At 73.3% G+C, this 18,972-nt stretch carries 20 protein-coding genes; 16 read left to right on the top strand and 4 right to left on the bottom strand.

The annotated features are described in order from the left end of the window. The first annotated feature begins 5 nt into the window (after positions 1 to 5). The 16 genes from ACI79S_RS04730 to ACI79S_RS04655 all read left to right on the top strand — a co-directional run bounded on the left by ACI79S_RS04730 (position 6) and on the right by ACI79S_RS04655 (position 15,036). Complete coding sequence (locus tag ACI79S_RS04730; RefSeq protein ID WP_456592285.1) at positions 6 to 428, top strand: flagellar hook assembly protein FlgD; 423 nt, start codon at positions 6 to 8, stop codon at positions 426 to 428. Positions 429 to 495: 67 nt separating this feature from the next. Next, entirely contained in the window at positions 496 to 1,737 is a 1,242-nt protein-coding gene (locus ACI79S_RS04725; RefSeq protein WP_346621834.1) for a flagellar hook protein FlgE, read from the top strand. A gap of 227 nt (positions 1,738 to 1,964) precedes the next feature. Beyond that, positions 1,965 to 2,246: a flagellar FlbD family protein gene (locus ACI79S_RS04720; protein WP_456592284.1), complete on the top strand. Its 282-nt coding sequence runs from the start codon at positions 1,965 to 1,967 to the stop codon at positions 2,244 to 2,246. Between the two features lie 3 nt (positions 2,247 to 2,249). Beyond that, the gene (locus tag ACI79S_RS04715) at positions 2,250 to 3,020 is read left to right on the top strand and encodes a motility protein A (RefSeq protein WP_456592283.1); all 771 of its coding nucleotides are present in this window, start codon (positions 2,250 to 2,252) and stop codon (positions 3,018 to 3,020) included. Between the two features lie 4 nt (positions 3,021 to 3,024). Next, positions 3,025 to 3,927 (top strand): flagellar motor protein MotB, encoded by a 903-nt coding sequence (locus tag ACI79S_RS04710; protein WP_456592282.1) that lies wholly within the window; start codon positions 3,025 to 3,027, stop codon positions 3,925 to 3,927. Continuing rightward, positions 3,924 to 4,397, top strand: coding sequence for a flagellar basal body-associated FliL family protein (locus tag ACI79S_RS04705; RefSeq protein ID WP_456592281.1), 474 nt, complete (start codon positions 3,924 to 3,926; stop codon positions 4,395 to 4,397). The genes ACI79S_RS04710 and ACI79S_RS04705 overlap by 4 nt, the downstream gene beginning before the upstream one ends. Before the next feature lie 151 nt (positions 4,398 to 4,548). Further along, positions 4,549 to 5,535: a flagellar motor switch protein FliM gene (locus tag ACI79S_RS04700; protein ID WP_456592280.1), complete on the top strand. Its 987-nt coding sequence runs from the start codon at positions 4,549 to 4,551 to the stop codon at positions 5,533 to 5,535. Next, positions 5,532 to 6,272, top strand: coding sequence for a flagellar motor switch protein FliN (fliN, locus tag ACI79S_RS04695; RefSeq protein ID WP_456592279.1), 741 nt, complete (start codon positions 5,532 to 5,534; stop codon positions 6,270 to 6,272). Before ACI79S_RS04700 ends, fliN begins: the two co-directional genes overlap by 4 nt. Then, positions 6,269 to 6,703: a FliO/MopB family protein gene (locus ACI79S_RS04690; protein WP_456592278.1), complete on the top strand. Its 435-nt coding sequence runs from the start codon at positions 6,269 to 6,271 to the stop codon at positions 6,701 to 6,703. Before fliN ends, ACI79S_RS04690 begins: the two co-directional genes overlap by 4 nt. Further along, on the top strand, positions 6,700 to 7,545 hold the full coding sequence (gene fliP / locus ACI79S_RS04685) for a flagellar type III secretion system pore protein FliP (RefSeq protein WP_456592277.1): 846 nt from the start codon (positions 6,700 to 6,702) through the stop codon (positions 7,543 to 7,545). The genes ACI79S_RS04690 and fliP overlap by 4 nt, the downstream gene beginning before the upstream one ends. Next, the gene (fliQ, locus tag ACI79S_RS04680; RefSeq protein ID WP_456592276.1) at positions 7,545 to 7,820 is read left to right on the top strand and encodes a flagellar biosynthesis protein FliQ; all 276 of its coding nucleotides are present in this window, start codon (positions 7,545 to 7,547) and stop codon (positions 7,818 to 7,820) included. The genes fliP and fliQ overlap by 1 nt, the downstream gene beginning before the upstream one ends. A 4-nt stretch (positions 7,821 to 7,824) precedes the next feature. Continuing rightward, the gene (fliR, locus tag ACI79S_RS04675) at positions 7,825 to 8,589 is read left to right on the top strand and encodes a flagellar biosynthetic protein FliR (RefSeq protein WP_456592275.1); all 765 of its coding nucleotides are present in this window, start codon (positions 7,825 to 7,827) and stop codon (positions 8,587 to 8,589) included. Positions 8,590 to 8,600: 11 nt separating this feature from the next. Continuing rightward, on the top strand, positions 8,601 to 9,749 hold the full coding sequence (locus ACI79S_RS04670; RefSeq protein ID WP_456592274.1) for an EscU/YscU/HrcU family type III secretion system export apparatus switch protein: 1,149 nt from the start codon (positions 8,601 to 8,603) through the stop codon (positions 9,747 to 9,749). A 178-nt stretch (positions 9,750 to 9,927) separates the two neighbouring features. After that, a complete protein-coding gene (gene flhA / locus ACI79S_RS04665) occupies positions 9,928 to 11,973 on the top strand; it encodes a flagellar biosynthesis protein FlhA (protein WP_456592273.1) in 2,046 nt (681 codons plus the stop codon). After that, entirely contained in the window at positions 11,954 to 14,791 is a 2,838-nt protein-coding gene (locus ACI79S_RS04660; protein WP_456592272.1) for a hypothetical protein, read from the top strand. Before flhA ends, ACI79S_RS04660 begins: the two co-directional genes overlap by 20 nt. Then, positions 14,788 to 15,036: a hypothetical protein gene (locus ACI79S_RS04655; RefSeq protein WP_456592271.1), complete on the top strand. Its 249-nt coding sequence runs from the start codon at positions 14,788 to 14,790 to the stop codon at positions 15,034 to 15,036. Before ACI79S_RS04660 ends, ACI79S_RS04655 begins: the two co-directional genes overlap by 4 nt. 168 nt (positions 15,037 to 15,204) lie before the next feature. Here the strand turns inward: ACI79S_RS04655 and ACI79S_RS04650 are convergent, their stop codons facing one another. From ACI79S_RS04650 to ACI79S_RS04635, 4 genes are all read right to left on the bottom strand, one after another. Continuing rightward, positions 15,205 to 16,500, bottom strand: a complete 1,296-nt coding sequence (locus tag ACI79S_RS04650; RefSeq protein WP_456592270.1) for a PhoH family protein — start codon at positions 16,498 to 16,500, stop codon at positions 15,205 to 15,207. A 265-nt stretch (positions 16,501 to 16,765) separates the two neighbouring features. After that, complete coding sequence (locus ACI79S_RS04645) at positions 16,766 to 17,524, bottom strand: ABC transporter permease (RefSeq protein ID WP_456592269.1); 759 nt, start codon at positions 17,522 to 17,524, stop codon at positions 16,766 to 16,768. Further along, positions 17,521 to 18,516 (bottom strand): ATP-binding cassette domain-containing protein, encoded by a 996-nt coding sequence (locus ACI79S_RS04640; RefSeq protein WP_456592268.1) that lies wholly within the window; start codon positions 18,514 to 18,516, stop codon positions 17,521 to 17,523. The genes ACI79S_RS04645 and ACI79S_RS04640 overlap by 4 nt, the downstream gene beginning before the upstream one ends. 68 nt (positions 18,517 to 18,584) lie before the next feature. Continuing rightward, the gene (locus tag ACI79S_RS04635) at positions 18,585 to 18,971 is read right to left on the bottom strand and encodes a hypothetical protein (RefSeq protein ID WP_456592267.1); all 387 of its coding nucleotides are present in this window, start codon (positions 18,969 to 18,971) and stop codon (positions 18,585 to 18,587) included. Between the last annotated feature and the right edge of the window lies 1 nt (position 18,972).

Genomic DNA, 18,972 nt, shown 5'->3' with positions numbered 1-18,972 from the left:
ACCTCATGCCGGACGCAGTCGGCGGTGCCGCCGGCACCACCGCCACCTACAGCGCCACGAGCTCCGTGGAGCGCGGGGACCAGATGGGGAAGGACACCTTCCTCAAGCTCCTGGTCGCCCAGATGAAGTACCAGGACCCCGGAAAGCCCGCCGACACGAACCAGCTCATGGCCCAGACGGCCACCTTCAGCCAGGTGGAGAAGCTGGAGCAGCTGGCGAAGCAGAACGCCTCGATGCTGGCGCTGCAGCGCTCGAGCAGCGCCGGCGCGATGGTCGGCCAGACGGTGACCTACACCGACGAGAGCGGGGCCGCGCGAACCGGCGTCGTCAGCTCCGTCCGGCTGGGCACCGACAAGGCCGAGGCGGTGGCGACCGTGGGCGGTGTCGCGGTGCCGCTCGGCCGGATCACCGACGTCGGCACCCGCTGACCCTCACCACGACCCCGCGCCGACCCGCGCTCCCCCACCCCGAGACCCCACCCGGAGGAGATCCCCGATGCTCCGTTCCATGTTCTCCGCCATCTCCGGTCTGCGTGCGCACCAGACCAAGATGGACGTCACCGGCAACAACATCGCCAACGTCAACACCGTCGGCTTCAAGAGCAGTGCCACCGTCTTCCAGGACACGCTGTCCCAGGTCGTGCGCGCCGGCGGCGCCCCGGCCGAGGACCGGGGCGGCACGAACCCCGCCCAGATCGGCCTGGGGGTCAAGCTCGCCGCCGTCACCACGAACTGGACGAACGGGGCCGCCCAGTCGACCGGCCGCTCGACCGACTTCATGATCGAGGGCGACGGCTTCTTCGTGACCACCGGGCCCGGCGGGGAGCAGCTGTACACCCGGGCCGGCTCGTTCGACTTCGACGCCAACGGCCGGCTGGTGACCCCGGACGGCAGCATCCTGCAGGGCTGGGTGGCCGACGCCAACGGCGCCATCAACCCGAACGGCCCGATCGGCAACCTCACCGTGCCCTACGGCCAGATCGTCAACCCGCGCGCCACCGGGACCGGCACGTTGCAGGGCAACCTCAACGCCGCCGCCCCGATCGGGTCGTTCGTGCAGACCCCGACCACGATGTACGACGCGCAGGGCGTCGCCCAGTCGGTCACCTACACGTTCAGCAAGACGGCCGCGGACACCTGGAGCCTGACCGTCCAGAACAACGGCGGCGCGGCCCTCCCGCTGACCAACGCCGACGGCACCGCGTTCGACGGCACGGTCACCTTCGACACGGCGGGCCGGATGACCGCGCCGACCGGCGGGATCAGTTTCGCCCCCGGCGCCGCCGGCTGGCCCGGCCCCGTCGCCGTCGACCTCGGGACGATCAGCCAGTTCGCCGGCTCGAGCGAGGTGACGGCCCCCGAGCAGAACGGCTACGCGCTGGGCTCGCTGCAGTCGTTCCAGCTCTCCAACGACGGCACCATCACCGGCATCTACTCCAACGGGCTGCGCCAGCCGCTCGGGCAGCTGGCGATGGCCGCCTTCAACAACCCCAGCGGACTGGAGAAGGCCGGCAACTCGGCCTTCCGCGTCGGCGACAACTCCGGTGTGGCGATGATCGGCATCGCCGGGGCCGGCGGCCGGGGCAACCTGGTCTCCGGAGCGCTGGAGATGTCCAACGTCGACCTCTCCGAGGAGTTCACCAGCCTGATCGTCGCCCAGCGCGGCTTCCAGGCGAACAGCCGGGTGATCAGCGCCTCCGACGAGATCCTCCAGGACCTGGTGAACCTCAAGCGCTGATGAAGGACCTTCCTGCCCCCCACGCTTCGCGAGCTCAGCGCGGGGCCCTGCAGGAAGGCCGTCGCAGCACCTCACCGGCGGCGGCCCGGTCACCCCACGGGGTGACCGGGCCGTCCGTCACACGCCCCCCGCCAGCACCTTCGGCTCAAGGAGCCCCCGCCCGGGGCCGATGACAGAAGTGCCGTTCCCGCCCGATACACGGGCACCCCGAGCAAGAGGACCGACCCGTGATCCGAGTGACGCGCCTGAACGGCGACCAGTTCGCGCTGAACCCCGACCTGATCGAGAAGGTCGAGGGCCACCCGGACACGGTCGCCTTCCTGGTGGACGGCACGAAGTACGTGGTGCGCGAGAGCGTCGACGACGTGCTGCGGGAGATCCGCGAGTACCGCGCCGGGATCCTCGCCCTCTCCTACGAGATGGACCGGGGCACCTACCGACCGCACGTCCCCGAGCAGCGGCCCGGCGACTCGTCGGTCGTGCCCTTCCCGACCCGAGAGGAGCGCTGACCCATGGATCCGGCCACTCTGATCGGGTTCGCCATCTCCATCGTCGCCCTGATCGTCTTCATGATCCTCGAAGGCGCCGACCCGACGTCGCTGATCTTCCTGCCGGCGATCATCCTGGTCGTCATCGCGACCTTCGGCGCGGCGGCGGCCAGCCAGACGATGGACGACCTGAAGAAGGTCGGCAGCTGGTTCAAGATGGCCGTGATGCCGGCGAAGGTGCCGCCGCCGACCGACCAGATCCAGACCCTGGTCAGCCTCGCCGAGAAGGCCCGAAAGGAGGGCCTGCTCGCACTGGAGGCGCAGGTCAAGCAGATCGAGGACCCGTTCCTCAAGCGCGGGCTGCAGATGGGCATCGACGGCACCGACCCCGAGGAGCTGCGCGCCGTCCTGGAGAGCGAGATCGCGGCCAAGAAGTCCGAGGACAAGGTCGCCGCCAAGTTCATGAACAACATGGGCGGCTACGCGCCGACCATCGGCATCCTGGGCTGCATCGTCGGCCTGATGAACGTCATGGGCAACCTGAGCAACCCGGAGACGCTCGGCCCGATGGTCGCCGCGGCGTTCATCGCCACGCTGTGGGGCGTCATGGCCGCCAACTTCTGGTTCCTGCCGATGGGCGCCAAGATCCTCCGGGTCAGCGAGCTGCAGGCCGCGCAGATGGAGCTGCTGGTCGAGGGCATCGCCGAGATCCAGGCCGGCACGAGCCCGCGTGCCGTCCGGCTCAAGCTCACCTCGCTCGTGCCGCCGGGCTCGGTGGCCAAGGAAGCGGCGTGACCTCGTGAGCAGCGGTCACGGCCGCCGCCGCGGCAAGAAGCACGAGGAGCACGAGGAGCACGAGAACCACGAACGGTGGCTGGTGTCGGGCTTCGACATGATGACGCTGCTGTTCGTGCTGTTCGTGGTGCTCTTCGCGATGAGCAAGGTGGACGAGCAGAAGTTCGCCGCCCTGGCCAAGGGCATGGCCGAGAGCTTCGGCGGGCCGATCACCGTGTCGCCGGGCCCGACGCCGGAGGGCTCCGTCCTCGACGGGCTGCCCGGTGTGGTGGACATCGCCTCCGTCATCCCGCCGGACCCGACGGTCCAGCAGGCCCAGGTCGACAAGGCCGCCGCGCAGGCCGCCGCCGAGCGGGCCGAGCGCGTCGCCGCCGAGGCCCGGGCCGCCTACGACGAGCTCGCCGCCGCCCGCCAGAAGATCGAGGCCGCGCTGGCCGCGGCCGGCTACGCCGGTGCCGCCCGCTACGAGATCGACGAGCGCGGTCTCGTCGTGCACATCATCGCCGACCAGGTGCTCTTCGACGCCGAGGAGGCCGCGCTCCGACCGGAGGGCCGCGCCATCCTGAGCGCCATCGCACCCACCCTCACCGGGCTGCCCAACGCGCTGGGCGTCGAGGGGCACGCCAACCACCTCCCGGTGACCCGCGGCGGCCCGTGGCCGTCGAACTGGGAGCTCTCGGCCACCCGGGCGACCACGGTCGTCCGGTATCTCGCCGGCGACGGTGTCCCGCAGCCACGCCTGTCGGCCACCGGCTACTCCTCGACCCGGCCGCTGGTGCCCGAGTCCGATCCCAACGCCCTCACCGTCAACCGACGGGTCGACGTCGTCGTCCTGTCCAGCGCCTCGGCGGAGGCCAACGCCCTCCTGCCCGGCCTCGACGCCGCCCACCATGGAGTGACCGAATGAGCAAGAAGGACAAGAACGCCCCCGCCGACGGCGAGGAGACCGAGGGCGCCGGCGGGAAGAAGAAGCTCTTCCTGATCCTGGCCGTCGTGCTGCTCGCCGGGGCAGGCGCCGCCTACTTCTTCCTCTTCGCCGGCTCGGGCGAGGCCGAGGCCGCGGCGCCGGAACACGGCGGCTACACCGCTCTGGAGCCGATCGCGGTGAACCTCGCCGGCGGTGGCTACCTGAAGATCGGCATCACCCTGGACTACACCGCGGCGGCCGCCGGCGGCGGCCACGGCGCTGGCGGGGTCGACGGCGCCAAGGCCTACGACGCGATCATCGCCACCTTCTCGCAGGCGGACCCGGCTGACGTGACCGGTGCCCGCGACGCGCTGAAGGAGGCCCTGGAGCAGAAGATCATCGAGGCCTACACCGACGACGGCGTCCCGATGGTCATGGGCATCTACTACACGGAGTACGTGACCCAGTAGCGCCCGCGCGACCACGCAGGGGTGCCCTCCGATCACGGAGGGCACCCCTGTCGCGCATCAGCCGCACCACCCGTCCCGCGCTCCCCGGCCGCAACGGGCTCGCACCGGCGCCCGGTCAGGGTGCCCCCGGTCCCCGCCGATGAGGGTTTGCGTGACCACCCCCGAGACCGGACCGGCCCCGGCCGCCGCGCCGGCCCCGGCTCCGACCTCCGCCGCCTCGAGCAGCCGCAGCCGCCGCGGCGCGCCGCGCACCTACGACTTCCGCCGCCCGACGAAGCTCTCCCGCGAGCACGTGCGCATCATGCAGATCGCGCAGGAGGCCTTCGCCCGGCAGGCGACGACCATCCTCACCACGTTCCTGCGGGCCGGTGCGCGCATGGAGCTCGGTGGCATCGAGCAGTTCTCCTACGACGACTACGTCGGGACGCTGCCCAACCCCACCTTCCTGTCGACGTTCACCCTCGAACCGCTCGCCGGGAAGGGCCTGCTGGCCTTCCCCCTCGACATCGCCATGGCGATGGTCGACCACATGCTGGGTGGGTCCGGCAGCGCCGATCAGCCCAACCGGCCGATGACGGCGATGGAGACCACCATCACCAACCACCTGCTCGACCGGCTGCTCGCGGAGTTCGCGTCCTCGCTGGCGCCCGTCACCGACCTCCAGCCGGCGCTGGTCGGCCGGGAGTACAACCCGCAGCTCGCCCAGGCCGCCGCCGGCTCCGACACCGTCATGGTGGCCAGCTACTCGATGCAGGTCGGCAGCCGCGAGGGCGAGGCCACCGTCGTGCTGCCGTTCTCCTCCTTCGCCCAGGCCCTGAACAACGCGGCCTCCCCGCAGCTGTCGGAGTCCGCGCTGCGCAAGCGCCAGCGCGCCCGCGAGGCGCTGATCGACCGGCTGAACCTGGTGCCGGTGGACGTGAGCGTGCGCTTCGCCCCGCTCACCGTCTCCTCCTCCGACCTGCTCTCCCTCGCCGTCGACGACGTGCTGCTGCTCCGGCATCCCCGGGACAGCCCGCTGGAGGTCACGACCAACGACGTGACGTTCGCCTACGCGATCGCCAGCAACCACCGGCGACGGCTGGCTGCCTCGATCGTCCCCACCCCGCACGCCCCGCACGCCGCGAAGGACTCCGCATGACCGCGCCCCGCACCGACTCGCAGGACTCCCAGACCGTCACGGCGGTCGTCGTCGCGGCCGCCCGCGCCGCCGCAGCCCTGGTCCCCTCGACCTCGGCGCTGACGACCGGCGCCCCGGTCAGCGACCCCGACACCGTCCCGCTGCCCCCGGCGGCCGCCGTCGCGGTCACCGCCGGGCTCTCCGGCGAGGTCTCCGGCGACGTCGTGCTGGTGCTCTCCAGCGACGTCGTCGACGCCCTGCAGAACTCCCCCGTGGGCCAGATGGACGTCTCCGCGGCCCTGCGCCCGGCCCTCGAGGCCGCCGCTGCCACCCTCGGCCGCGTGCGCGTGGCCTCCGAGCGCACCGAGGAGCCGGTCGCCGCCCTCGACGGGCTGCGGGACAAGGGCATGTTCGTCGCCGTCCCGCTGCTGGCCGACGGGGAGCACCAGGCCACCCTCGCGCTGCAGGTGACGCTGCCCGCCGCCCGCGAGCAGCGCGGCAGCCTGGAGCTCCTGCGGCACGTGGCCATGGAGGTCACCGTCGAGATCGGCCGTACCCGGATGACCGTGCAGGAGCTGCTGTCCCTGCACCCGGGCGAGGTCGTCGAGCTCGACCGCGCCGCCAGCGCACCGGCCGACCTGCTGGTCAACGGCACGCTGATCGCCCGCGGCGAGGTCGTCGTCGTCGACGAGGACTTCGGGCTGCGGATCAGCGAGATCGTCACCGACGCCGCCGAGCTGGGGGCCCAGGCCTCATGACGTGGATGGTCATCCGCCTGTTCCTGTCCCTCGCCCTCATCGGCGGCGTGCTCTGGTTCGCCGCCCGGCTGGCGAAGAAGAAGGGGCTGGGCCAGGGCAACGGCCTCATCGAGGTCATCGCCCGGCAGCGCATGGGCCGCGCCAGCACGGTCAACGTCGTGCGCATCGCCGACGTCGTCCTGGTCGTCGGGGCCACCGAGGAGCAGGTCACCCTGCTCGCGGAGATCGACGCCGAGGCCGTCGCCGCGGCGCTGCGCGAGCGACGGGCGCCGGGCGGACCGCGGAACGCGGACGGCCCGGGTGAGGGCGCGCCCGCGATCCCGGTGCAGGCGGCGCGCTCGGAAGGCGTCCTCGCCGGCTCCGTCCTCGACCGCAACGGCTGGGGCTCGCTGGTCGACGAGCTGCGCGAGCGGACGGTCCGGCGGACATGACGACCACGGTGCGCGCGCTGTCCCGCGCGGGCAGCCGGCCGGCGCGACGCCGCGCCCTCGTCGTCCTGCTGGCCCTGCTGGTCGCCACGGTGGCGGCGGTCCTGCTGGCGGGCCCGGCCGCTGCCGTCCCGACCGCACCCACGGAGCCGACCGCGCCGGTGGCGCCCGAGGTCGGCGGCACCGTGGACATCTCGATCGGCAACGGCTCCCCCAGCAGCTCCATCACCCTGATCCTGGCGATCACCGTGCTGTCGGTCGCCCCGTCGGTGCTCCTGCTGGCCACCTCGTTCACCAAGATCATCGTGGTGCTGGGGCTCACCCGGAACGCGCTCGGCATGGCGACGTCGCCGCCGAACCAGGTGCTGACCGGCATCGCGCTGTTCCTCACCCTGTTCGTGATGGGCCCGGTGTTCTCCGACATCAACGAGCTCGCCGTCCAGCCCTACATGGACGGCGCGATGTCGGTCTCCCAGGCCTACGACGCGGGCGTGGGGCCGCTGCGCGAGTTCCTGCTGGCCAACACCCGCGAGGACGAGCTGAAGCTGATGATCGGGCTCTCCGGCGAGGAGGCCCCGGCCGACGCGGCCGCGGTCAGCATGACCACGCTCATCCCCGCCTTCGTCCTGTCGGAGCTGAAGAGCGCGTTCATCATCGGGATGGTCATCTTCATCCCGTTCCTGGTGCTCGACATGCTCATCAGCGCCGCGCTCATGTCGCTCGGCATGATGATGGTCCCGCCGACCATCGTGTCCCTGCCGTTCAAGCTGCTGCTCTTCGTCGTCGTCGACGGCTGGGCGCTGATCACCACCGCGCTGGTGGGTTCCTACGGGGGGGCGGGCTGATGTCGGACGCCGACGTCACGGAGATCGCGGCGCAGACCATGATGGTCGCCGCCAAGGTCGCCGCGCCGATCCTGATCACCGCCCTGCTGGTCGGCTTCCTGATCTCGCTGTTCCAGGCGGCCACCCAGATCCAGGAGGCGACGCTCTCCTTCGTCCCGAAGATGATCGCCGTCTCGATCGCCCTGCTGGTCACCGGGAACTGGGTGCTCTCCGAGCTGGTCAGCTTCACGCACGCCCTGTTCGACCAGCTGCCGGCGCTGCTCGACCGGACGTAGCGCCGTGGACCTCTCGGTCCCGGCGGTCACGCTCGCGGCCCTGCTGCTCGGCACGGCGCGGGCCGCCGGCTTCATCCTGCTGGCCCCGCCGTTCAACTCCCGGGTGATCCCCGGTCCGGTCAAGGGCGCCCTCGCCCTGGCCCTCGCGGTGCTGCTGTCGACCCAGATCGCACCCACCCTGCCCGAGCCGACGGCCGGCTTCCTGCTCGTCACCGCCGTGACCGAGGTGGTCATCGGCGCGGCGCTCGGGTTCGTCGTCCAGGTGCTGTTCACGGCGGTGCAGATGGCCGGCGACATCCTCGACCTCGCCGGCGGCTTCTCGCTTCAGCCGGGCTACGACCCGATGTCGATGACCCAGAACGGCTCGCTGGGCAAGCTGCACTACCTGCTGGCCACCACGCTGCTGTTCACCAGCGGCGGCCACCTGCTGATGGTCAAGGGGTTCGCCACCTCCTACGAGGGGCTTCCCGTGGGCGGGGAGGTGCCGACCGACCAGCTCGCGGCCGTCCTCATCACCGCGTTCTCGATGATGTTCCTCGCCGCCCTGCAGATCGCCGGCCCGATGGTCGCCGTGCTCCTGCTCGCCGACGTCGCGCTCGCGCTGCTGAGCCGCGCCGCCCCGGCGCTCAACGTCTTCTCGCTCGGCTTCCCGGTGAAGATCATGCTCACCCTGGCGATGCTGGGGCTGACGTTCCCCTTGCTGCCGCCCGCCCTGGACTCGCTGCTCGAGCACGGTGCGCGGGCCATGACCTCGCTGCGCGGCGGCTGAGGGGGTGACGCATGGCCAAGGACGGACCGGGTGGTGAGAAGACCGAGAAGCCCACTCCCCAGCGCCTGAAGAAGGCGCGCAAGGAGGGGCAGATCCCCCGGACCCAGGAGCTGGGCACCTGGCTGGGGGTGGCGGCGGCGAGCTTCCTGCTGCCGATGCTCGTGGGCAACGCCTTCGACACGGTGCGGCAGTTGTTCGTGCACGTCGGCACGGTGGTCAAGAACCCCGAGATCACCACGGTCACCACGCTGCTGGGGACCGCGCTCATGGCCTTCCTGACGACGCTGCTGCCGACCGCGATCGCCCTCATGCTCGTCGGCGTCGCGTCCTCGGCGGCCCAGGGCGGGGTGCGCTTCGCCGGCAAGCCGATGAAGCCGACGCTGAAGAAGTTCAACCCCCTCCCGGCCTTCAAGCGGATGTTCGGCACCCAGGGGTTGTGGGAGGTGTCCAAGGCGCTGATCAAGACGGCGGCCCTGGGCACGGTCGTGATCGTCACCAGCGAGCGGGCCCACACGCTGGTGTCCTCCGCGGGCGCGCTGCCGCTCTCGGCGATCGCGGCCACCTTCACCGACTCGGCCGTCCTGATGTTCCGGGTCGTCGCCGTCACCGGCCTGGTCATCGCCGTCGCCGACTTCGTCGTCGTCCGGGCCAAGATGCTGAAGCAGCTCAAGATGAGCAAGTACGAGATCACCCAGGAGCACAAGCAGGCCGAGGGCGACCCGTACATGAAGGCGCACCGCCGCGGGGTGCAGATGGCCATGTCCCGCAACCGGATGATGGCCGAGGTGGCCGAGGCCGACGTCCTCCTGGTCAACCCCACCCACGTCGCCGTCGCGCTCAAGTACGACGCCGCCAAGGGCGCGCCGCGCGTGGTGGCCAAGGGCGCCGGCGAGGTCGCGGCGAAGCTGCGCGAACGGGCCGCCGAGGCGCGCGTGCCGCTGGTCCAGGACATCCCGCTGGCGCGGGCGCTGCACGCCTCCTGCGAGCTGGGGCAGGAGGTCCCCCCGCAGCTGTTCACCGCGGTCGCCCGCGTGCTGGCCTTCGTCATGCACCTGGGTGCCCGCGGCGTGCGCGGCGGCTTCCACCGCCCGGGGTTCGAGGCGCCGGACACGACGGATCTGCCCAAGGCCGGCCGGCGCCGCCCCACCGTCGCCGCCTGACCCCGCCGGGGCCGGGCCGGCCATGATCAGGTTCCCTGATCATGGCGCTTCCTCCCTCACGGTGGACGGTGAGGGAGGACGCTGCACGGTGAGGGAGGACGGCGGTACCGCCCGCGCGCCGGGCTGCCGATGAGGGAGGGGTGAGCCAGCGTCTGTCCCCCGCTCCCGGAGCGGGCGAGTGAAGGGCCTGGGCAAGGCCGCCGTCCCGGTCGGCGTCGTCGCGATCGTGCTCATGCTGGTGGTGCCGCTGCCCGCCGCGATGATGGACATGCTGATCGGGCTGAACCTGGCGATCTCGCTGCTCGTCCTCCTGGTGGCGATGCAGATCAAGAAGCCGCTGGACTTCGCCGTCTTCCCGTCGCTGCTGCTCATCGCGACGCTCTTCCGGCTCGCCCTCAACGTCTCGTCGACCCGGCTGGTGCTCACCGACGGCTACGCCGGGAAGGTGATCGAGGCCTTCGGACACATCGTCATCGGCGGCTCGCTGGTCGTCGGCCTGGTGATCTTCCTGATCCTCACCATCGTGCAGTTCGTGGTGATCACGAACGGTGCGGGCCGCGTCGCCGAGGTCGGTGCCCGCTTCACCCTCGACGCCATGCCGGGCAAGCAGATGGCGATCGACGCCGACCTCAACGCCGGGCTGATCAACGAGGCCCAGGCCCGCAAGCGCCGCCACGAGGTCACCGCCGAGGCCGACTTCTACGGCTCCATGGACGGTGCGTCGAAGTTCGTCAAGGGCGACGCCATCGCCGGCATCGTGGTGACCCTGGTCAACCTCATCGGCGGCTTCGCCATCGGCATGATGCAGCGCGGCCTGACCCCGGCCGAGTCGGTCAGCACCTACTCGCTGCTGACCGTCGGCGACGGCCTCGTCTCGATGATCCCCGCGCTGCTGATGTCGACCGCCACCGGCATCATCGTGACCCGGTCGGCCAGCGAGGGCGACATGGGCACCGACCTGATCGCCCAGCTCGGCCGGTTCAAGCAGCCGGTGCGGATCGCCGGCGGCGCCGCCCTGGCGCTGTGCCTGATCCCGGGGCTGCCCAAGCTGCCCTTCCTGGTCGTCGGTGCGCTGTTCCTCTTCCTGGCCACCCGCCTCACCGACGAGCCGGAGGTCGACGAGGACGCCGAGGCGGCCGCGGCGGCCGCCGAGCTGGAGCCCGCCCCGGACTCCCCCGAGGCGATCGCCGAGCGGATGCGGGTCGACCCGCTGGAGCTCGAGGTGGCGTTCGACCTCGTCGAACTGGTCGACACCTCGCGCGGCGGTGACCTGCTGGACCGGGTCAAGGCCCTGCGCCGGAAGGTCGCCATGGAGACCGGCCTGGTGATCCCCCTCGTGCGCACCCGCGACAACCTCGATCTGCCCTCCTCGCAGTACGTCATCTGGCTCAACGGCGTGCCGGTCGCCAAGGGCACCTCCCCCGCCGGCACGGTCCTGGCCATCGGCGACGCGCTGGACGGGCTCCCCGGCAAGCCGACCCACGAGCCGGTGTTCGGGCTGGCCGCCAAGTGGGTGCCCGCCGAGCTGCAGCGGGCCGCCGAGATGGCCGGGGCCACCGTGGTCGACCGCTCGTCGGTCATCACCACCCACCTGGCGGAGGTCGTCCGGCAGAACGCCGCGGACCTGCTCGGGCGGGAGGACGTCCGTCTCCTCGTGGAGATGGTGCGCCGCTCCCACCCGGTCGTCGTGGAGGAGCTGACCCCCACGCTGCTCACCCTGGGAGAGGTGCAACGCGTGTTGCACGCGTTGCTCGCCGAGGGTGTGTCGATCCGCGACCTGGTCCGCATCTTCGAGGCACTCTCTGTACGTGCCAAGCACTCGACCGACCTCGACGGACTGGTCGAGGCGACCCGGGCGGCACTGGGCTCGGCGATCAGCCAGCCCTACGTCACGCCGGACGAGCGGCTGCACGTGCTCACGCTGGAGCCCGGGTTCGAGCAGCGGTTGCTCGAGGCGGTCCGCCAGACCGAGATGGGCGCCGTCCTCGCCCTCGACGCCGGCGCGGTGGACGCCCTCGTCCACGGCTGCAGCGGCATGCTCGAGGAAGCCGAGCGGCAGGGCCTGTCCCCCGTCCTCGTCTGCTCGCCCCAGGTCCGCGCGGCGCTCGCGCGGCTGATGCGCCAGATCCTGCCCCGGCTGCCGGTCATCTCCTACGCGGAGGTGTCCCGGACGGCCCAGATCGAGTCGCTGGGAGTGGTGAGCGGTGCCGTTGCGATCCGTTGAGGCCGCCACGCGCGACGACGCGATCGCGGCCGCGCGCGAGCAGTTCGGACCGCACGTCCGGGTCGTCGGGGTGCGCCGGGTCCGCTCCGGCGGGGTGCTGGGCTTCTTCGCCACCGAGCGGTACGTCGCGGAGGTCGCGCCCGACCAGTTCGTCCGCCCCGGCGCCCCTTCGCCGTCGACGGGCCCCACCCAGGCCACCCCCGTCGCCGCGTACGACTCCCCGCTGGCGTCGGCCGCCCCGGCCCGCGCCCGCACGACGGCCCCCGCCCGCAACGGCGCCGCCGCCTGGGCCGCCGAGGCCACGCGCCGGGAACCGGTGACGCCCGGTACCTCGTCCTCCGGCACCTCCTCCCGGCCCACCACGCCCGCTGCGCCCGCGGACGACCAGCGGATCGACGAGCTGGCCGGCCTGCTGGGCGGTTCGTCCGCCGCGACCGGCACCTCCGCCGCCCCCGCGGCGCCCTCCACCGGGTACGGGCGGTCGTCGGCGTCCCGGGCCACCTTCCCGAAGGCGACACGTGGGCCCGCGGCCACCCCGCGCACGCAGACGGCCGCGGCGCCGGCGAAGCAGCCGGCCGCCCACGACGCCGCGGCGGCCGCGCCCTCCCCGTTCACGGCGGCGCTGGCCCGCATGGTCTCGGGGGACCGTGACGTGCGGCAGGCCGTCGAGGAAGCGCTGGCACAGCCGGCGGAGCTCCTCCCGGCCGCACAGGACCCGGATCCGTTCAACGCCGAAGCGTCCGGCACGCCGGCGCCCCGCTCGTCCCTGGCCGCGGCCATTCGTTCAGCAGATCCGTCGATGCGGTCCCAGGCCGTGCAGGAGGAGTTCACGGTGAGAGATCAGGCCACCGCGCCGCCCTCCACGTCCACGACCGACGCCGAGGGCCTGCCCACCTGGGCGACCCCTCCGGCAGAGCCCGCCGCGCCGGAGCCGTCCGCGCGGCAGCAGGAGATCGCGGAGGCGCTGCGCGACGCGCTGGCCCAGGGCCACTCGGACGAGGCCCTCGCCGGCATCCTGCGCAAGATGCTGGCCGGGGACTCCCCGCGGGAGGCGCTGACCGAGCCGGTACCGGCCGGGCCCGTGCTGCCCGTGCTGCCCGTGCTCGACATCCCGGGCGCCGCTGCGGCCCTCCTGCCGGAGCCGGTCCTCCCCGCGCCCGACCTCGTCGTCCACGAAGCGGTCCGCAGTGAGCGCCCCGTCGTCGAGCCGGACCCCCTCGACACCCCGCTGTTCGCCTCGGTCAGCCAGCAGCCGGTCGCCTCGTCACCGCCCGTGCCCGCGCCCGTCGTGCCGGAGCCCGTCGTCGCCGCGTCGTCCTTCCCCCTGTTCGACGCCCCCCTCCCGCCGGTCGTCCCCGAGCCGACCTCCGCTGACCTCGGCTGGGGCGGCTCCGCCGTCGACACCACGCTGTGGGGGGAGCCGGTCCTCGCTCGTCCCGTCGGCACCGCGGCGCCCATCTGGGCCGACGTGCTGGCCCCGGCGCCCACGCCGGCGGCTCCGGTCGAGGTCGCCCCGGTCGCCGAGGAGCCCGCGCTCCCCGTCGAGGACGTCGACGCCACGGTCGTCGCCGCGTCGCCGGTGCCGGCCGTCGAGGACGACTGGGTCCCGATCGCCGTCGCCGAGGAGCCCGTCGCCGAAGCGCCCGTCGAGGAGCCCGTCGCCGAGGAGCCCGTCGCCGACGACGCCGTCGCCGAAGAGGCCGTCGCCGAGGAGGCCGTCGCCGAGGAGCCCGTCGCCGAGGACGCCGAGGAGCCGCTGCTCGCCCGGACCGCCAGCGACCCCGCCCCCCTCGCCTTGTCGTCGGACGCCACCACCGTCATGCCGCGGGTGTCCCTGCTGCCGCCGCTGCCCGGCGCGCGGAGCCGTGGGCTGCCGCCCGTGCCGCCGACGTCGGGTCGCCCGGCGGTCCCGCCGTCGCGCCCGGCGGCAGCCGGCCCGCGCGACGCCGCCGCCCGGGCGACCGGGGCGCCCGCGACCCGCACCCTGGCGACCGTCACGCGCCTCCCGGTGGGCCCCCTCATGGGTGAGGACCACCCCGAGCTGGCCGGGATCGACGACGCCGTCGACGCCGACCGGCCGGCTTCCGCCGCGCGGGCCGCCGACGTCCCGGCTCCGTCGCGGCGTACCGGGCTCGGCCACGCCGGTTCGCGCCAGGTCGTCGCCCGGCTGCGCGAGCTGGGCCTGCCCGAGCACCTGCTGGCCGCGGACTTCGCCGGCCGGATCGAGGCGGAGGGCACCTACGCGGCGCTGACCCGGGTGCTGGCCACGCGGCTGCCCGCGGCGCCGGAGCTCCCCACCGGAGCCGGTGAGGTGCTGTTCGTCGTGGGGCCCGGGGTCGAGGCCCTCCGCGCCGCCCGCGCGCTCGCCGTCTCCCTGCGGCTGGACCCCGACCGCGTGCAGTGGGCGACCCGCGGCGACCTCGCCGGGCTCGCCCCCAAGGGCAGCCGGGTGACCACGACCGACGCGGCCGTCGACCGTCAGCACGAGGCGGCCGACGCCGGCATGCTGACGATCGTCGCCGTGGACGCGCCGCTCCGCAGCGACTCCTACTGGATGTCGCAGATGCTGGCCATCTGGTCGCCGGCGTCGGTCTGGGCCGTCGCCGAGGCGACCCGCAAGCCCGAGGACCTCGAGGCATGGCTCGACGGGCTCACCCGCGTCGACGCCCTCGTCGTGCAGGACACCGACTCCAGCGCGGACCCGGCGGCGGTGCTGCAGCGGCTGACCATCCCCGTGGCCCTCCTCGACGGCGCCCGCGCGACCCCGCACCGCTGGGCCTCGCTGCTCTGCGAGCGCCTGGACAGCCCGCAGACATGAGCCCCTTCCGCTGGGACGTCCTGCTCGTCGGGCTCGTGCTGGCCGTCCCCGTGCTCGCGCTCGGCCTGCGCGGGGACTTCACGACCGAGGAGATGGTGAACCGGCTGCCGTGGTGCCTGGCCGCCGGATGGGTCGTCGTCGCGCTGGTGCGCGCCGTCGCCGCACCACCCAAGCCCGCGCCCGCGGGCCGGCGACGGCCCGCCACCCGGCCGGCGCCGTCGGAGGAGCGAGCCGACGCCGCCTGACCAGTTCTGCGGGTGCAGCTGCCGCCCCGGGGCGCTGCCGGGGAGACGCGGCCGTGGTGACCCGTGCGCTGGGACGACGTCGCTCCGGGAGCGCGCCGCGGGCTTCCCGCGTGGGGTCCGGGCGGACCCCACGCGGGAGCGGGCACACCCCCGGAGGGGGCCGCCAGGTCAGAGCGGCAGGTCCTCCAGCATCTCGGTGACCAGCGCCGCGATGGGCGAGCGCTCGGAACGGGTGAGCGTCACGTGCGCGAACAGCACGTGCCCCTTCAGCTTCTCGATGACCGCCGTGACGCCGTCGTGCCGGCCGACCCGCAGGTTGTCCCGCTGGGCGACGTCATGGGTGAGCACCACGCGGGAGTTGCTGCCCAGGCGCGACAGCACGGTGAGCAGCACGCCCCGCTCCAGCGACTGCGCCTCGTCGACGATCACGAACGAGTCGTGCAGCGAGCGGCCGCGGATGTGGGTGAGGGGCAGCACCTCGATCAGCTCCCGCGCGGCGATCTCCTCGAGCACCTCGCGGGACACCAGCGCGCCCAGGGTGTCGTAGACCGCCTGGGCCCAGGGCGACATCTTCTCGCCCTCGCCGCCCGGCAGGTACCCCAGCTCCTGGCCGCCGACGGCGTACAGCGGCCGGAAGATGACCACCTTCTTGTGCGCCCGCCGCTCCAGCACCGACTCCAGCCCCGCGCACAGGGCCAGCGCCGACTTGCCGGTGCCGGCCCGGCCGCCCAGGGACACGATGCCGATCTCCGGATCGAGCAGCAGGTCCAGCGCCACCCGCTGCTCGGCCGAGCGCCCGTGCAGCCCGAAGGCATCCCGGTCACCCCGCACCAGCCGCACCTGCTTGTCCGGCGTGACCCGGCCGAGGGCCGACCCCCGCGAGGAGAGCAGGACCAGGCCGGTGTGCGTGGGCAGTTCGGCCGCGGCCGGCAGGAACACCTCGCCGTCCTCGTACAGCACGTCGATCTCGGCGTCCCCCACCGACACCTCGGCCATCCCGGTCCAGCCGGCGTCCACCGCGTCGAGCACGCGGTACTCGTCGGTCTCCAGCCCGACCGCCGCGGCCTTGACGCGCAGCGGCACGTCCTTGGTGACCAGGCAGACGTCCCGGCCCTCCGCCCGCAGGTTCAGCGCGACCACCATGATCCGGCTGTCGTTGCTGTCGTTGCGGAAACCGGCCGGGAGCACCGCCGGGTCGCTGTGGTTCAGCTCGACGTGCAGCGTGCCACCGCTCTCCCCCACCGGCACCGGCGCGTCGAGCCGGCCGTGGGTGACCCGCAGGTCGTCGAGGATGCGCAGCGTCTGGCGGGCGAACCAGCCGAGTTCGGGGTGGTTGCGCTTCTCCTCCAGCTCCCCGATGACGACGAGGGGCAGCACCACGTCGGCGTCGCCGAAGCGCAGCAGCGCGCCCGGGTCGGACAGCAGGACGGAGGTGTCGAGGACGAACGTACGGCGAGTGGTCACGAGTCGGCTCCCGTGAGGCGACGCCCCGGCGACGAGGCGCACCCCTGCTCGAAGGTGGCCGGGCCCCGGCGCAGGAGCCGGGGACCGGCCCCTCTGGACGACGAACGCAGTCGCACCAACCGGGCCTCCCGTGGACGGCGAGGGGAGCTCGCCGTCCACTGCGGACGCTATGCCCGGGGGGTGACATCCACGTGACGTGCACCCCACGAGAAGGGGTGGATGTCACCCGGAAGCCTCACCCGTCGCAGCCGTCCCGCACGGACCGTCAACTCGACTCGCGACGGAACCGGCGCACCCCGAACGCCCAGCCGAGCACCGCGAGCAGCACCGTCATCCCGACCCCCCACCACGCCGTCGAGGTGCCGTAGCCGCCCACGAAGAACTCACGGGCCGCCTCGACCACGTGCTTGAACGGGTTGACGTCGCTGACCGCCTGCAGCCACCCGGGCGCGAGGCTCATCGGCAGCAGGATGCCCGACAGCAGCACGAGCGGGAACACGACGGCGTTGAGCAGGGGCGCGAACGCGTCCTCGCTCTTCAGCGTGAGCGCCAGGGCGTAGGAGACCGCCGCGAGCGCCGCACCCAGCAGGGCGACGACCAGCAGGGTGAGGACGACGCCCAGCACCGGCGCCCGCAAGCCGAGCGGGATCGACACCAGCACCAGCAGCGCCCCCTGCGTCAGCAGGACGACGACGTCGCGCAGCACCCGGCCGAGGAGCAGGGCGGTGCGGCTGGCCGGGGTGACCCGCTGGCTCTCGATCACCCCCGCCCGCCACTCGGCGATCAGCCCGAAGCCCACGAACAGCGCCCCGAACATGCCCAGCTGCACGAGGATGCCGGGGACGAAGATCTGGTAGGCGTCGCCCGGGCCCAGCTGCTCGGCCAGCGGCTCGAGCAGCGGCCCGAACAGCAGGATGTAGAGGATCGGCTGCATCAGGCTGATCACCAGCCAGGCGGGGTTGCGCAGCGACATGCGCATCGCGCGGACGAAGACGGTCCCGGTGTCGCGCAGGAGGGTGTTCATCGCCCGGCCACCGCCGGGGCGGGGGGAGACGCCGGCGCGGCGCCGGACTCGCGCAGGGACCGCCCGGTCAGGCCGAGGAAGACGTCGTCGAGGCTGGGCCGGCGGCTCTCGATGCCGCTGACGGCGACGTCCGCGGCGTCCAGCGCCCGCACCAGCTCGACCAGCGCGCGGCCTCCGTGCGGCACCCGGCCCACGACCCGGTCGGCGAGCAGCTGCGGCTGCTCGGCCCCCGGCAGGGCACCGACCAGGTGCGCGACCTCCGCGGCCTGCTCCGGGCGCTCCACCATCACGGTGAGCACGTCGCCGCCCACCTGGGACTTCAGCTGGTCGGGGGTGCCCTCGGCGACGATCGCCCCGTGGTCGATGACGAGGATCCGGTCGCAGAGCGCGTCGGCCTCGTCCAGGTAGTGGGTGGTCAGGAAGACCGTCGTGCCGCGCTCCTCGCGCAGACCGCGGATGTGCTCCCACAGGTTGGCCCGCGCCTGCGGGTCCAGCCCCGTCGTCGGCTCGTCGAGGAACACGAGCTCCGGCACGTGGATCAACCCGACCGCGATGTCGAGCCGGCGGCGCTGGCCGCCCGACATGGCCTTGGGCTGGCGCTCCCAGAGGCCGTCGAGGTCCAGTTCGGCGAAGAGCCGCTGCCCGCGCTCGGTCGCCTCGGCGGTGCTCATGCCGTAGAGGCGGGCGTGGTCGACGACCTCTTCCCCGGCCCGCGCCTCCGGGGCGGTGGAGCCGCTCTGGGAGACGTATCCGATGCGGCGGCGGACCCCGACCGGGTCGGCCCGCAGGTCGCAGCCGGCCACGGTGGCCGTGCCCGCCGTGGGCTCCAGGAGCGTCGTCAGCATGCGCAGCGTCGTCGTCTTCCCGGCCCCGTTCGGGCCCAGGAAGCCGACGATCTCACCGGGGGCGACGTCCAGGTCGACCCCGACGACGGCGTGGACCTCCTGCTTGCGCTTGCGGAACGTGCGGGCGAGGCCGCGGGCGTGGATCACGCGCGACAGCATCCTCCCGCCCGCCGACGCCTTCCACCGGTTTCGCCGACGGCGTCAGCGCCGGCCGGTCACCGCCGCCGCTCGGTGCCGTCGGACCGGCGACGCACCGCGGGACGCTCGACGGTGTCGGTGCGCTCGCCCGGCGGCGGCCACGGGCCGGCGTCCCCCGGCCGGCCGACCTCGGCCCACCCGTCGTCGGTCCACTCGTCGTCGGCCCACCCGTCGTCGGCCCACTCGTCGGCCGATCGTCCGGGGCGCCGGGATCCCGCCCGGCCCGACCGCGACGCCCGGCGGGGCCGGAGGGCGACCAGCGCCCACAGGGCCGGGACCAGCAGCACCGGCCACTGCAGCGCGGGGTCGCCGAACCGCAGCATGCCGGCCACCAGCAGCACAGCCAGCCAGCCCGCGGTCCACAGCCCCAGGAACCGGGCCTGCGCCGGGGAGCGGGCGGCCACA

The organism is Blastococcus sp. SYSU DS1024, from assembly GCF_054050795.1.
The sequence above is the reverse complement of the archived record's forward strand: the minus strand, read 5'-3'. Positions and strand labels throughout refer to the sequence as shown.